The sequence below is a fragment of the Streptomyces sp. NPDC004561 genome (assembly GCF_053602155.1).
Map to the genome: position 1 here is coordinate 42,804 of NZ_JBSGDB010000006.1, position 14,263 is coordinate 57,066.

Genomic DNA, 14,263 nt, shown 5'->3' on the forward strand with positions numbered 1-14,263 from the left:
CTCCCCGGCAGCGTCACCACGGGCCGCCCGGACCCGGCTGTGGGCTTTTCGGCCCATGCGCTGGATCTGCCGCCACGCAAGACACGTACGCCACGCCCATGGCGATGGGAGCAGGGCTCTGTCGAGCGGCGGCCCGGTCTTTGCCATGACCGGGCGGGAAGGGCCACCCGCTTCTCGCGGATCCGGATTGCGCGGTGCGCGGCTGCCGGCCGCTTCTCCGCCTCTCCCAACGGGTCCTTCCCGCCACTACCAGCACACCACCGGAATCGCCGCTCCACCAGAGCCGATAGTCCCTGATACCTTCCTCGACTGCGGCCTCTTCCAGGATCTCGCCGATCTACGGCGACGCAACCGGCGCAGCCGTGCGACGCTGACGACATCGAAGCCGTCGCCATCACACACGCCCACCTGGACCACTGCGGCGATCGTGCCGCGCGACAGTGCCAGGCTGCAGATGGAGGCCGCCCAGTCGGCAACCAACACGGTTGGCCCAAGCATCGGCCCGCACAGCCGCTGTACGACGGCTCCGACGTGGACCGCACCCTCAAACTCCTCGACCAGGGCGGGCCGCATCGCGGCGTCCGTACCCGTATGCGCGGACACTCCCATGGCGCCGGCCGCGCTGGACGTCATCGCGGAGGCCAAGGCCGCGCTCAGTCCCGAGACCTTCCTCGCTACGCGTACCGTGCAGGAACGCATCCACATCAGCCGCTGCAGCGGCTCGGCGACCATTGTCTCGGCTTCGGGCATGGCCACCGGCGGACGCGACCTGCACCACCTGAGGAAGTTCGGCGAGCAGGTACCCGTGCGTGCCACCGTCGCGGACGTGATGATGCGACCGGCGTCGGCATGGGCAGAGAAGTCCGGCCGCACTCCGCGACCGCATCGACCGCCGACCGGGCTGGACGGCGGTCGTACCCCGTTCCGGGGAGCACGTACTCGTCCGCTGAGTGCAGGCGGCCGCGGGCGTGCTGCGGTCAGCGCAGTCGACGAAGGTAGGGATCGTGGGAACGGCGGGGGACGAGCCGTACCCGCGCGTCGAGGCTGGTGACGCCGTGCGGCCCGGCCAGGACGGGGTTGAGGTCGGCCTCCGCCAGCTGAGGGAGGTCCGAGGCCATGCGGGACAGGCGATGCAGGAGCTGTGCCAGGCGGTCGACATCGGTGGCGGGGGAGCCGGCGTAACCGAACAACAGGGGGGAGCAGCGCGGGGAGGCGAGCAGGTCGTGCACATCGAGGTCGGTCAGTGGGGCGAGTCGCGCGGCGTGGTCGGCGAGCAGCTCGGTCGCCGTGCCGCCGAGCCCGAAGACGACGAGCGGCCCGAAGACCTCGTCCTGCACCACGCCGGCGAACAGCTCGGTACCGCGTTCTGCGAGCGGTTGGACCACCACGCCCGTCATCCGGTCGCCGAACCGGCTGACGAGATCCCGGTGGGCGGCCTTGATCTGGGTGACGTTCCGCAGATCGAGGTGCACGGCGTGCTGCTCGCTCTTGTGCACGAGCCCCGGCCAGTATGCCTTCATGACGACGCGCCCGTCGGGGCCTTTCAGCCGGTCGGCTGCGGCGACCGCCTCGTTCTCGTCCCGTGCCCAGACCCAGGGGATCTGGGGAATGCGGTAGCAACCGAGGAGCGCGGCGGTCGTCTGTGGATCCAGCCAGCCGCCCTCCGGATCGGCATCGAGGAAGGCGGCGGCCAGTTCGCGCGCCCGCCCGGTCTCCACGTCCGGCAATTCCGGTACGACGCCGGCAGGCCTGCTCAGCCAGCGGGCGCGGGTGGCGGCACGGGCCAGGGCGCGGGCGGCGTCCTCGGCGTCGGAATACGCGGGCACGCTGCCTTCATCGACAGTCGGCAGCAGTGCGACCCGGGGCGACTGCGCCGGCAGCACCGCCACCACGGGCCGCGCCAGAGGCAGCCGCGCGCCGGTCAAGGCACGCCTCAGGTCCTCGCCCGTCGCCGCGGCGACCGCCGTCGGGACCAGAGCCACGAGGACGGCATCGACGGCACTGTGCCGGGCCAGCAGATCGATACACGCTCGCAGTTGTTCCTCTCCCACGGTGGCTGTGACGTCCACGGGGTTGGTGACGGTGGCGCCGCCGGGCAGCAGATCGAGGAGCTCGTCCACCAGATCCGCGGGGAGCGGCGGCACGACGAGTCCGGCGTCGGCGCAGGCGTCGGCGGCCAGAACCGCCACTCCGCCCGCGTTGCTGACCACGGCGACCTTCGTACCAGCGGGCAGCGGTTGGGAATGCAGCAGGGCCGCGGTGTCGAGGAGTTCGCCGATCGTACGGGTGGCGGTGATGCCCGCCTGGGTGAACAGGGCCTGCCGGGTCATGGCCGGGGTGGCCGCGGCCGCGCTGTGCGAGGCGGCGGCCCGCCGTCCGGCCGCCGAGCGGCCGGCCTCCACGGTCAGAACGGGCATCCTGCGGGCGACACGACGCGCGGTGCGGGAGAAAGCACGGGGATTGCCGAAGGACTCCAGGTGCAGCAGCGCCAGATCGGTCTGCCCGTCGCTCTCCCACCACTGGAGCATGTCGTTGCCGCTGACGTCGTACTTGTCGCCGAGCGAGACGAACGTGGAGACGCCGAGGCCTAGCCGGGCCAGCCCGTCCAGCAGCGCGATGCCCACTCCGCCGGACTGCACGGCCACCCCGGCGGTGCCGGCCCCGGGGTGGTGTGCGGCGAAGGTGGCGTCGAGGCGGATGCCGGCCTCGGTGTTGGCCAGCCCCAGGCAGTTGGGGCCGACCAGTCGCATCCCGTGGCGCCGGCACACGTCGATCAGGGCGGCGGACTGGTGGGTGTCCAGGCCTGCCGAGACCACGAGCAGGGAGTGCACCCCTTTCTTGCCGCATTCCCCAGCCACTCCGGGGACCGCCCCGGCCGGGACGGCTATGACCGCGAGGTCCGGTACCTGGGGGAGGTCGGCAACGGACCGGTAGGCCCGCACCGTGGCGATCGTGTCGGCCTCCGGATGCACGGCGGACAGCCGCCCGTTGAAGGAACCGTTCTGGATGTTGCGCAGAATCGCGCGTCCGACCGACCCAGGCGTGCGGCCCGCACCGATCACCACGACGGCCCGCGGGCGCAGCAGGGACCGAAGGCTGACGACATCGGCGACGAGCGCCCGGGTCTCGACAGCACTCAAATACGTCTCGTCTTCGGTGAGTTGAACGGTGCAGCTGACTTCCGGGCCTTCGAAGTCGCGGGTGACGCGCAGACCCAGGTCATGGAACACCTTGAGCACCTCGTGGTTCTCGGCCAGGGCGTCGGCTCTGAACGCGGTGACGCCGGCGCCGCGGGCGGCGTCGGCCGCATGCTCCAGCAGCAGCGTGCCGACGCCCTGGTGGTGCCAGTCGTCGGCGACGGCGAGCGAGACGTCGGCGGTGTGGGTGCCGGGAAGTACCTCGTACTCGGCCAGGCCCACCAGCCGTCCGCCGACCTCGGCAGCGAGCGCGCGGTATCCGGTGCGATTTCCTGCCGCCACGCGGTCCGCCGCCCGCCGAGCGGAGGCCGGGCTTACGGAGAAGAAGCGAAGCCGAAGGTTCTCCGGTGACATCTCCTCGTACAGCCGCAGAACCGCTTCGCGGTCGGCCGGGCCGGCCCGCCGTATCCGTACTGTCGTGCCGTCGGTCAGCAGGGCGTGGACGGGAGCCTCCTGGATGCCGGTCATCGCGAGATCTCCTTCGAGACGCTGGGCCTTCAGCGTCCGGCCGGTCCAACTGGGCCGGCCAGGGGCTGACCGGGCAGCACCGAGGGCCGAGTGGCCCCGCCACATTGATCGGGCGAGCGGCAACCGGTCCCGTGGTGAGCCCGTCCGGCCCATGACGGAGCGCGTCTGTCCAGGGACGGTGAGTGAGTACGGCGTACTTCGCCGGCGCCGCCAGAGCGTCATGTGCACAAACCCCTGGACCACCCACAGCCCTGTCGCTGGCGCCCAGCACAAGGGAGGCAACCGTGAACCAGCCCACGGTGCGGAGCCTGATGGAGACCGCCCCGTACTCGATCAGCGAGGACGAGAGCGTGCTGATCGCCTGGGAGGTCATGGAGAGGTCGGAGCAGCGTCACCTGCCCGTGGTGCGCGGGGACGGCACTTGCGCCGGACTCCTGGACCGCGCGGAACTCGCGGTCGTCTGCGGCGCAAGCGCCTCGAGCTTGTCCCGGCGAAGGGTGCGCGAGCTTGTTCATGCGCGCCGAACGGCGAGCGTTCACCCAGAGGACTCCGTCCTGCGGGCCGCGGCCGTCATGACGGCCGAGCATCTCGACGCCCTGCCGGTCACCGACCTGCGTGGACGACTGGTCGGCCTGCTCGCGGCCCAGGACTACGTCGCCTCCGCCGCCGGTCTGAACGGCCGGGCGGAACCGGTCGTCCAGGGCTGCCCCAGGGGCACCCTGCACGGGCTGCCGCCGCAGCATCCGGCGCGGGGAGGCGGAATCGTCATCCCCTGACGGACCACTACAGGGGCTGCCCGGGCCGGAGCCGAGTCGTGCTCCTGCTCGTCGGTCCGGTCGCTCAGCCAGGGGACGGCGCTGCCGTCTCCGGCACTCCTCACGAGCCCGAGGGCGAGTCGTCAGGGGAGGGCTCCTGGGTGCCACGAGGCCGACCCGGCTCCGAGAGCAGGTCGTCCCAATTGAAGTGCGGCGGATTCCACAGCAGGGTCACGCCGTGCTCTGGGCAGTAGGCGCCGGTCGCGTCCTCGATCGGGAAGTCGTGGTTCCCGTGGATGCACTTCGTCATCGTGCCTCCCTCAAGGCCTTGCGCAGAGCGGCTCCCTCGGCACAGTTCCCCGGGCAGTCCGGGCACTCCACGGCGTGGTCGTAGACGGCCTTGTAGGCCTCCCAGTACTCGTCTGTCACTGCTCCGTCCTCTCGGTCTTGGAGTCGAGCTGGGCCCACAGCCCCCGTCCGTCGTTGTTCAGGCCGGAGAGGGTTGAGAGGCCGCGCACGATGAAGAAGCCGGGACCGTGGCCGTGGTGGAGCTTCAGCTCGACCGAGCCGACCGCCGTCACCTGGGCCCGCGAGCCTGCCGTGGAGAGGGTCATCAGAACCGTCTCGGTCCCACTCGCCAGCACTGAGACGAACAGCTCGTTGGCGACCTGCGGGGCATCCGGAAGGCCTAGGCGGGTGTCGACCCACTCTCGAACCTGGCGAGCCTCAGCCGGATGCGCCTTAAATTCTCGACGCCATGTCTGTCCCGATTCAGACATACTTGTCCCCCGGTTTCGCAGCTTTCTGTGTATCAGATAGCTATTATCTGTTGCACAGATTGGCGGGCGGGGTTGGCGCTGGTCAAGCTCCGACGGGCAATATGTGTGCGCAGATTGGAAGCGATCACTCGAAACGGTGGTGGGGCATGGAACGGCCGGGATACCTACGCATCGCTGCCGACCTGCGGAACCGCATCAACTCCGGCGAGTACCGGATCGGTGATCAGATCCCGACGCTTCCGGCCCTCGCCGAGCGGTACCAGGTCTCCGAGACGACGATCCGCAACGCCCTCGCGCTCCTGCGGAACGAGGGGCTGATCGAGACCAGGGCTCGTGCCGGGACCCGGGTCCGGGAGAGGCCCCCGATCCACCGGCTGACCTCGGACCGGTACCGCAACAAGTTGGGTGTCCCCTCGACCCCCTTCACCCGGGACCAGCAGATCGGCTGGAGCGAGTACCGCTTGGACAAGAAGTTCGAGCGGGTGGAGGCCACTCCGGAACTGGCGTCCCTCTTCGAATGCGAGGTGGGTGAGCCCCTGTTGGCCCGTCACTTCGTCTTCTTCGACAACGATCAGCCCCACCAGATGAGCACCTCGTACGTGCGCTGGAGCGACGTGGAGGGGACCCCGGTGGCGGACCCGATTCACGAGCCCTGGCCGGGCGGCACCGTGGCCCAGATGGCCACCCTGGGAATCCAGGTGACCCTGATCAGGGAGTCCTTCACCTGCGGCATGCCGACAGAGCGCGAGGCCAAGACCCTGAAGATCGGCTCTGGTGTGCCCGTGCTCAGATACGTGAGGCGCCACATCGCCCAGGGTGGCCGGGTCGTGGAGGTGGCCTCACCGATCGTGAGGCGCGGGGATACCACCGTGGTGGAGTTCGACATCCCCCTCAAGGGCTGATCGGTACCGACGATTCGGCAAACCGCGGCGTACGATGCGGTCACCGTCTACAGGTCGCGAGGTTCTGGGCCACGCCACGTGTCGGCCCGTTCCGTCAGGTCGCGCCTGACCCTCCATGGCCGCGGGGCGGGGTTCGGACCACCGGAACGGGCCTTGGCCGACGGTAGCTCGCCCGGCACGAGCTCCAGAACGTTTACATGCTGGCGAGCGGGTCTTGAAACGGCATGATCAGCCGACGCGGGTCAGCGGGGGGCATTCCCAGGTCGCGTCCAGCACCTCGGAGCGTGGACGGTACATCCGCAGAACCACGAACCAGGCGGCATCTGCGGCCGTGGGCAGCCAGTTGGCCTGGCGGTCCTCGCCCGGCGACTCCCGCTGCAGGTGAATGGTCAATCCACCGTCACCGTCTTTCACAAGGCCCGCGGTGCGGTCACCCACCGAGTAGCGGCCGGCTGGGTTGGGAATGAGGTTCATGTCCTGCCCATACGGGGTCACAGACCAGAAGGCGTCCACCGGAGGCAGCCCGTCCCTGTCGAAGCGCAGGGCGTAGCGTCCATCGGGCGACAGCGCGTTGCCGTCCGCGTCATCGAAGTTGATCAGGTAGACCGCTTCGGCAGGGTCGTTAGCCGCGACACCCAGCAGTGACTGGTCGGCGGCCCGCTTGAGGAAGTCGTCGCCGAAACGTCCCATCTGCGCCGGTGGGTAGCGCCAGCCGTTGACGAGATGAGCCCAGTCACCGCTGAGGCTTTGCCGTTTCAGCATCAACATGCCAACCGTGGCTGCTCGCATCAGACTCCGCTTGATCGCGTCGGTCTGCGCCTCGACATCCAGTCCGGGGCCTACGCCGATCTCCGCGAACTGCTTGAGGAGCACGCCGTGGTGGGACGGCGGAGGATTCTCGGTGAGCATGGCGTTCAAGGTCTTCCACGGCCCGAGCGGATCCTCATCGGCCCGCAGCGGTTTGAGTACGTCACGGCTCTCAGGGACTTCCGCAGCTGGGGTGCCGAACAGCCCGAGCGGGGTGAGCTGGTATTGCTCCTGCAGCTCACGGACGCTGGACACATCTTCCGGGCCATCGACCAGGGTTCGGCCGAGGACAAGAACCCAGGGACTGGGAGCCCTGTTCGTAGGCTGCACACCAGCGGGAAGTTCACCGTCCCAGTCGGGGCCGATGAGGGCGAAGTGAGCCGCCCGAGAACCGGTGGTGCGCTGCCCGACGTAGCCGAAGTTGTCGGAAGTGACCCCGACCAGCTCGAAGGTGAAGTACCGGCCGCCCATGTCCGGATGGGAAAGGACGATCGGCTCCCCGCTGAGATTCACCCAGGCTGCCGAGTACAGTGTGTCGTTGCTTGGGCAGCCACCGTCACGATATGTCGCGTCCAGTAGCCGCTGCGCGTGCCAGAAGTGGTTGACCGCCGCGTACGGGACCGTCGCGGGGTTGCGTGGTTGTGTCACCCAGTCGTACCTGAGCTGGGCGTTGTAGATGTACGGGAACCCGTACACGAACGCTTGCTCGCCGAGGGTGTAGGCGTATTCACCCCGCCAGTCGTCCACCCGCCCGGTCAGTATCGGGCCCACCGCCTGGCGTAGCGCGGGCAGCACCTCCGGCAGATGGCGGGCACGCTCGAAGGCGCCCTTGGGGTGGGTGATCGCACGGCCGGCCGTCCGCGCCGCCGTGAAGGCTGCGCCCACCGCCTCACGCGGCATACGCCATGCAGAGTGCGTCGTCGATGACTCGGACATGTCGGCACCACTTTGCCTGCGAGAGAGTTCTCCAGCGGGCCCAAGACCCCGGGCCTGCTGCCTTCCCCCTTCAGCCATCCTCCTCCGCCGTCCTGATCGCCGCACCTGGAGGCACGTCGGTGGCTATCTGGGCAGCGGAAGGCGCAGATGAAGGTTGGAGTCCCTACCGCCATGCAGTGAACCGCGACGAGTGCCGCCTTGCGGCCGAACAACAAGTGATCACGGTGAGTCGGGGGATTGTTCGTGGTCCGAGCGAGCCTTTCGACGCTCCGTGCGACGGGGCATCAGCAGGAGGGCCCCCGCTGCCACAACGAGCGGCAGGATGCTCACGGTCAGCATGGTGAGTCGCAGTCCGTCGGCGAAGTCCAGCCCGAGGTTCAGACCCGAAGCCTGCCGGAGCAGGTTCGGGTCGTACACGCTGGCACCCGGGCTCTCCGCCATCCCGCTGCGCACTGCACCCACGGCCTGTGTGGCACGGGCCACCGTCAGCCCGCGCGTCTTCGCGTCGGCCAGCCACTGTTGCTGGAAGAAGCGGTTGAGAAGCAGAAGGTAGACGGTGGGGCCGATCGCGGCGCCGGTCACCGCGAAGGCCATCTGCACGGAGGCCACCGTGCCGGAATGCCCGGGCTGTGCCTGGGAGAGCACCGTCTCGGACACCGAGGCCGACGTGACCACCGACCCGAGGTTGCACAGCCATGTGGCGAGCACGAGTAGCCACGACGCCATGGCGGGACTGGCGGTGCCAGCCGTCAGCAGGCCGCTGGCCGCCATCACCAGCAGGCCGGTGACCATGACCGGCCGCGGGGTGCACTTCCCGACCAGGTGCCCGGCGAGGATCACGGAACCGGCGATCAGCAGCGTGCCGGGCAGGTACAGGAGGCCGATGGCCTCAGGGGACATCGTACGGCGGCAGCAGCGCCGATTGCCAGCGGCACCCAGGTCTCGGGTCGGAAGACGCCGTTCTGCGCCGCAGCGAGTCCGATGACAAGGGCCAGCAGGGTCAGTCCGATCAGGGCGAGACCCGGCGTGTCGAGACGATGGCCCTGCCGGAGGGGGGACTCCGGGACGTACCGGGCGGTCAACAAGAGCGAAACCAGGCACAGCAGAGGGGCGATCAAGAACATCAACCGCCAGCCGACAGCCGCCACCGCCCACCCCGTGAAGGAGGGGATCAGCCCACATAGGATCACGTCGACGGCCATCAGGACACCGATGGCCACTGGCCGCTTCTCCGGTGCCACCGACGACTTCAGCAGGGCCAGCGGCACTCCCAGCAGCGCCGTCATCCCCAACCCCGCCAGAAGCCGCATCGTCAGCAGAAAGCCGTAGCCGGGGGACAGCATGGAGAGCAGGTCGACAACCGTGACGACGGCAAGCCCCAGCATCAGCAGTCGCTTGAGCCCGAAGGCGTCCCCGAGCCTGCCCGCGGCGAGGACGGAGGCGGCCATCACAAGCGTCGCCGCTCCCCCCAGCAGACCAACCACCTGTGGCGGCACACGGAGGGCCCGGCTTACCTCTGGCATGTTCAGGTTGAGCACCAGGGGGTCGACGACTGTGACTGTGAAGGCGAGGGCTAGGGCTAGGATGATCGGCACGGGCGACGAGACGGGGCGTGACGCTGCAGTCGACACCGCAATACCTCCCGTGCGCCCGCGTTGCATGCCAGTCGACAGTAACCCGGCCACCATGTGGCGTCGGGTTTCCACGGGCGATGCGTGCAGAAGCCCTGCTTTCGGCTCAGGCGGGCTTGCGCGCACCCCGAGCAGGATCGTCACCGCACGCCCGCGGCCCGACAATGCGGACTGCCCGGCATTGAGGGGTGCTTCGCACCTTGCGGAGAGGCCGGCCGACCCGCCGAGGCGGTCGGAATCATCTCGACTCGTTTGCCACAGCGCGGCCGACCGTCCTATCGAAACCTGCAGATCATGGGGCTCTACGGCTGGCTCGCAGGCGAAGTCATCGCACGGCACCCGGGCAGGCGATCCGCCGGCAACGTCTTGGACGGATCTTCTCTGCAGGTCCGAGCGCCACCCACGCATTGCAACTCATTACCGACGACCTTGCGGCACGGCGCGTGCAACTGTGCCTCGACGCGCTCGACGAGACGACTCCCCCGATCCACCATCAGAAGGATCAATCTTTGGCCAATCGGGTCGAGTTGTATCCGCGTGTCCGACCGCGGGCGACCGACGTACAGCGATCGCGTCTCCGCAGCGGCGGCCTTCGGGGAGCCGTACGCGCTCGACTACATCGCGGAGCAGGCCCTGGTCTCCAGTGCTCAGGGCCTCGTGCTGAATGCCCGGACGGACTGGCCGGAGCTGAGCCGGAACGATTTTGTCGTGGTCCCGGGATGGAGAGCGCCCGCCCTGAGGGGCGCACCCCGCCTCGGCCCCGCCACCACCGAGCGGCTGCGCGCACACCATGCCGGCTCCGGCACCGTCGCCAGCGTCTGTGCCGGAGCGGAGGCCCTGGGACAGGCCGGTCTGCTCAACGGCCGCCGCTGCACCACGCATCATCAGCTCCAGGACGAGCTCGCCGCCTGCTACCCGCGGGCGACCGTGGTCCGCGACGTCCTTTTCACCACGGACGACCGGGTCGTCACCTCGGCGGGTATCGCCAGCGGCATCGACCTGGCCCTGCACCTGCTGGCCGTCCGCCACGGCCCCGCCCTCGCCGCCCAAGCAGCTCGGGAAATGGTGATCTACGCGCGCCGCAACGGCAACGAGCCCCAGGCCAGCGCCATGCTCCGCCACCGGAGCCACGTCAACGACACTGTGCACCGCGTCCAGGATTTGATCGACACCCGCTACACCGAGCCCCTCCCTCTCGCCCGACTGGCCGCCCACGCGGGTGTCAGCGCCTGCACTCTCACCCGCCAGTTCACCAAGGCCACCCGCGGCCTCACCCCCCTGCGCTATCAGCAGACGCTGCGCCTCGAGCGAGTCGAACACCTCATCAGCCACGGCGCTACGGCCGAGTCCGCAGCCCGAGAAGTCGGTTTCGAGGACGCCCGTATGGTTCGCCGCCTGAGCTCCCGGCCCTCCTGACAGACGACGCTGGCGGAACAGCCTTCGGCACCCCAACGCTCCGAACGCAGCTGGACGAAGGTCCGCACGACAAGGCGGACCCGTGGGATCACATGGCGCTCCCCCTCTGGCGGGCGCCTGCGGTGCCGGGTTACTGCGGCTGGACCATTCCACAGCCGCACCTGCCTACGCGGTCACCAGTCGGCGCTTCCCAACGCCGCTGAGCACCAGGGAAGTGCGCGTCAGCGGGTCCACCTGTGTATCCGGCACCTCGGAGGTACGCTGGCGGATGCCGTCTGAGCTGCAGTGGGTCAACCATGAGGTCGACGGGTTGCTGGTACGCGAAGCGCGTGACGTGCGTGTACGGCAGCGGGGGTACATCGTCATGGTTCATGGCGCTCAGCAGGGCTGGTGGGTCTTCGAGCGCTGGATCCCGGTCTTCGCCCGCTCGGGCTGGACCGCCCTGGCACTGTCCCTGCCGAACCACACAGGCTCCCGTGTTCTGCCGAGGCCGGCGTTTGTGTCCTTGACCATCATGGACTACGTGCGCGAGGTGCTGCGCGTGGTGGACCGCCTGGCTCCACGACCCGTACTGCTCGGGCACAGCATGGGGGGACTGCTCGCGCAAATGGTGGCCGAGCGGATGACACCCGAAGCCCTCGTCCTGGTCTCGTCCGTGGGACCAGGCCAGCTCGGCGCGATGCGGACAACGGTGTTTGCGCCGGACGAGCCGGTCGTCTACAGCCGGGATCAGATTCGCGAACGGTGGTTCCACCACATCACCGAGGCCGCCATGGACGCAGTCATGGCGCGTGTGAGCCCGGAGTCCCCCGCTGTCGTCAACGCGTACAGCGACGGGAGCGTCCGCGTCGACACCAGAGCCGTCCACTGCCCTGTTCTGGTCGTCGGCCCGCAGGAAGACCGCACGCCCGTGCACGACGCCCGTCGCATCGCTGACCTCTACGGCGTGCGCCCGCTGCTGGTGCCCGGCGTCGGCCACAGCATGATGCTGGAGGACGACGGTGTCCCCATCGCTTCGACCATCGCCGAGTGGCTCGACGCGCGAGGAGCCGGACAAGGCCACGGCGGTCGCGAACGCCCCGGTCCACCAGGGGAGCCGGTAGTACGCCCATGACAGCTCGGCCGCACCGCCTACGGCCACCGGCCGACGAGACCGCCCACTGCACGCAAGTGGAAGGCGTAGGCCACCGAGGTGATACTCGCTGCGCCAGTCATCCGGCGGCATGCCGCTCGCCGTCTGCCGGTCCGTCGGACAGCAGAGGGGCGGGCCTCGGCGTATGCCGGTGCATCCTGGCCGTGGCCGGCAGGCCGGGCCGCCCACCGGACAGGACCACCCTCATGCGCGGATCGCTCCGCGCGCATCTCCCGGTCGGCGAGCTCGACGAGGACCTGTCCGGCGGCGGCCCCCACCGCCTTGTGGTGCTCCGGGCACAGCATGCCGAGCGGCAACAAGCCCCGATGGCTGCATCCTGACGCTCGTCGTGCGTGATAGCGGGCTAGGAGTGGCGACCACGTTCCCACTGTTCGAGCCTGCCTGGAAGCGCCCCAGGGAGAGGCTTGCTCGGAGGTGTGATCGCCTGGTCTGGGTGATCACACCTGAGCCCGAGACAGCCGTCGTCCAGGAGAACCTCAACGTCGGGAAATGCTGGAAGCATGTCCCGATGCCTTCGCTACGTCCAGCGGTCGCATCACGCACCGAGGAAAAGTGCTGCCTGTCCAGGCGGGGTCTGTCCGTGCGCCGGTGCGTGACTGGATGGCCCGACAGCCACCCCGGACGGGGGGCCACCTTCAATTCCTGGGGCTGCTTGTCAGCAGTTGATGGGAGGATTGCCGGAAGTGACCCGGCAGAAGTCCGCCCCGGGTCCGCCGTCGACGGTGCCGGCGTTCGGGCCGACGGAGATGAAGTCGCCGTCGGCGCCGCCGAGGATCCGGCCGGTCGCCGTGGTACCGGCGTTGGCCGTGATGGAGTCGCCGCCGTCGCCGCCGTCGACGGTGCCGGCAACGACGCCGTTGATGACGATGTAGTCGCTCCCACCCAAGCCGTTGACGCTATCGCCCATGGCAAGGGCGCCGCAGCTGATGTAGTCGGGGCCGGGAGTGCCATTGACGGTCGTACCGGACACGAGGCGACCGTTGACCGTACATGAGGTCAGGGCCTCTGCAGGCGTCGCGGTCAGGAAGAGAGGAGCGGCCACGAGGGTGGCGGCGCAGAGCGCGCGCATCGCGTGTCTGATCATGTTATGAGTGGTTCATGGTGCCTTCATGATCGCAACTCTGCACAATCGGTGACTCTGCCGTTCGGGGCAACAATGCGTGGTGCAGGGTGAGTGGATGCTCGCCATTAGTGGGTAGCTGAAGACTGGCGTTATAGCTTCAGTGTCTCCTGCGCCGTTGTGAACTGAGGAGGTGAGACCGATCAACGCCATGACAGGTCGGGGCTCCCTCTCTTGCTTGGTCTAGCGAGTGCCCGCGGAAAGCATCCCGGAAGGCTTGAATTGCTGTGCGTTTCAGCTCTGAGACGTCGTCCGACGGCGTTTGCGAACAGCTCTTCACACTTGGCGAGGTCCCCGGCGTGTTGTGGACGCCGGAGGGTACTGCTGGCTCGCGTCCCCTCATCGTGATGGGATATGGCGGTGGCCAGCACAAGAAGGCTCCCGACGTCGTGCATCTGGCGCGTCGTTTCGTGACCGACTGCGGTTTCGCCGTCGTGGCGGTCGATGTACCTGGTCATGGGGATCGGCCGATGGACGAGGAGTACAACTGGATCGCGGCTGAGAACCAGGCACGTGTGGAAGCCAGGGAATCCCTTGCCCCACTGATCGCGGGCTTCCAGGCGATGGTGGCCCGCCAGACCGTTCCAGAGTGGCAAGAGGTGGGCGCGGTTTAGCAGCTCGAAAATGTCGGCGTCGGCCCGGTGGGCTACTGGGGGGTTTCGCTGAGATGTGGTCTCGGTGTGCCGTTCGTGGCCGACGAACCTCGTGTCCGGGCCGCTGTGTTGGGCCTTGGCGGTGTCATGGCGAAGGGCGAGGACGCTGCCCGGATCACCGTCCCTGTCGAGTTCCTGGTGCAGTGGGACGATGAACGTGTGCCACGGGATCAGAGTCTGGCTCTGTTCGATGCCCTGGCTTCGGCAGACAAGACTCTGCACGCCAACCCGGGCCAGCACGGTGACGTCCCGGCATTCGAGCTCGACAGCACCGTAAGGTTCTTCGCCCGGCACCTCGCCTGATCTTTTCAACCCATCGTCCCCCGGGGCGTTGACCGGCAGTTTGTGCCTGCCGGGATCACCCGGGAGATGCGCATCCACCGGGAGGAGGCGTTCGGGCCGGTGGCCACGCTGTACCGGGCCGGGGACCTGGACGAGGCGCTGCT

13 protein-coding genes and 2 pseudogenes are annotated in these 14,263 nt (G+C 68.7%); 7 read left to right on the forward strand and 8 right to left on the reverse strand.

What is annotated here, in order from left to right:
• Positions 1-631 precede the first annotated feature (631 nt).
• Positions 632-1,051 (forward strand): hypothetical protein, encoded by a 420-nt coding sequence (locus tag ACWEN3_RS01690; protein ID WP_452964315.1) that lies wholly within the window; start codon positions 632-634, stop codon positions 1,049-1,051.
• Here ACWEN3_RS01690 and ACWEN3_RS01695 read toward each other — a convergent pair.
• Positions 978-3,665, reverse strand: coding sequence for a bifunctional acetate--CoA ligase family protein/GNAT family N-acetyltransferase (locus ACWEN3_RS01695; protein WP_452964280.1), 2,688 nt, complete (start codon positions 3,663-3,665; stop codon positions 978-980). The genes ACWEN3_RS01690 and ACWEN3_RS01695 overlap by 74 nt on opposite strands.
• 284 nt (positions 3,666-3,949) lie before the next feature.
• Here ACWEN3_RS01695 and ACWEN3_RS01700 point away from each other — a divergent pair, with 284 nt between their 5' ends.
• Complete coding sequence (locus ACWEN3_RS01700; RefSeq protein WP_452964283.1) at positions 3,950-4,441, forward strand: CBS domain-containing protein; 492 nt, start codon at positions 3,950-3,952, stop codon at positions 4,439-4,441.
• A 100-nt stretch (positions 4,442-4,541) separates the two neighbouring features.
• Here the strand turns inward: ACWEN3_RS01700 and ACWEN3_RS01705 are convergent, their stop codons facing one another.
• The 3 genes from ACWEN3_RS01705 to ACWEN3_RS01715 are packed head-to-tail and all read right to left on the reverse strand — an operon-like array spanning position 4,542 to position 5,034.
• The gene (locus tag ACWEN3_RS01705) at positions 4,542-4,730 is read right to left on the reverse strand and encodes a hypothetical protein (RefSeq protein ID WP_452964285.1); all 189 of its coding nucleotides are present in this window, start codon (positions 4,728-4,730) and stop codon (positions 4,542-4,544) included.
• Positions 4,727-4,849 (reverse strand): hypothetical protein, encoded by a 123-nt coding sequence (locus ACWEN3_RS01710; RefSeq protein ID WP_452964288.1) that lies wholly within the window; start codon positions 4,847-4,849, stop codon positions 4,727-4,729. Before ACWEN3_RS01710 ends, ACWEN3_RS01705 begins: the two co-directional genes overlap by 4 nt.
• The gene (locus ACWEN3_RS01715; RefSeq protein WP_452964291.1) at positions 4,846-5,034 is read right to left on the reverse strand and encodes a hypothetical protein; all 189 of its coding nucleotides are present in this window, start codon (positions 5,032-5,034) and stop codon (positions 4,846-4,848) included. The genes ACWEN3_RS01710 and ACWEN3_RS01715 overlap by 4 nt, the downstream gene beginning before the upstream one ends.
• A gap of 311 nt (positions 5,035-5,345) precedes the next feature.
• Between ACWEN3_RS01715 and ACWEN3_RS01720 the strand changes: the two genes are divergently transcribed.
• Positions 5,346-6,101, forward strand: a complete 756-nt coding sequence (locus tag ACWEN3_RS01720) for a GntR family transcriptional regulator (RefSeq protein WP_452964293.1) — start codon at positions 5,346-5,348, stop codon at positions 6,099-6,101.
• Between the two features lie 228 nt (positions 6,102-6,329).
• On the opposite strand, the gene ACWEN3_RS01725 is transcribed toward ACWEN3_RS01720, so the two are convergent.
• The 3 genes from ACWEN3_RS01725 to ACWEN3_RS01735 form a co-directional block, all read right to left on the reverse strand.
• Entirely contained in the window at positions 6,330-7,844 is a 1,515-nt protein-coding gene (locus ACWEN3_RS01725; protein ID WP_452964295.1) for a DUF1254 domain-containing protein, read from the reverse strand.
• 219 nt (positions 7,845-8,063) lie between these two features.
• Entirely contained in the window at positions 8,064-8,744 is a 681-nt protein-coding gene (locus ACWEN3_RS01730; RefSeq protein ID WP_452964298.1) for a hypothetical protein, read from the reverse strand.
• On the reverse strand, positions 8,696-9,475 hold the full coding sequence (locus ACWEN3_RS01735) for an MFS transporter (RefSeq protein WP_452964299.1): 780 nt from the start codon (positions 9,473-9,475) through the stop codon (positions 8,696-8,698). Before ACWEN3_RS01735 ends, ACWEN3_RS01730 begins: the two co-directional genes overlap by 49 nt.
• Positions 9,476-10,012: 537 nt before the next feature.
• On the opposite strand from ACWEN3_RS01735, the gene ACWEN3_RS01740 reads away from it, so the two are divergent.
• The gene (locus ACWEN3_RS01740) at positions 10,013-10,891 is read left to right on the forward strand and encodes a GlxA family transcriptional regulator (protein ID WP_452964302.1); all 879 of its coding nucleotides are present in this window, start codon (positions 10,013-10,015) and stop codon (positions 10,889-10,891) included.
• A 268-nt stretch (positions 10,892-11,159) separates the two neighbouring features.
• A complete protein-coding gene (locus tag ACWEN3_RS01745) occupies positions 11,160-12,005 on the forward strand; it encodes an alpha/beta fold hydrolase (RefSeq protein ID WP_452964304.1) in 846 nt (281 codons plus the stop codon).
• Between the two features lie 694 nt (positions 12,006-12,699).
• Here ACWEN3_RS01745 and ACWEN3_RS01750 read toward each other — a convergent pair.
• On the reverse strand, positions 12,700-13,128 hold the full coding sequence (locus ACWEN3_RS01750) for a hypothetical protein (RefSeq protein ID WP_452964306.1): 429 nt from the start codon (positions 13,126-13,128) through the stop codon (positions 12,700-12,702).
• Positions 13,129-13,391: 263 nt separating this feature from the next.
• Here ACWEN3_RS01750 and ACWEN3_RS01755 point away from each other — a divergent pair.
• Positions 13,392-14,120: pseudogene (locus tag ACWEN3_RS01755) on the forward strand (dienelactone hydrolase family protein).
• Between the two features lie 42 nt (positions 14,121-14,162).
• Positions 14,163-14,263, forward strand: a pseudogene (locus tag ACWEN3_RS01760) (aldehyde dehydrogenase family protein); the annotation flags it as partial.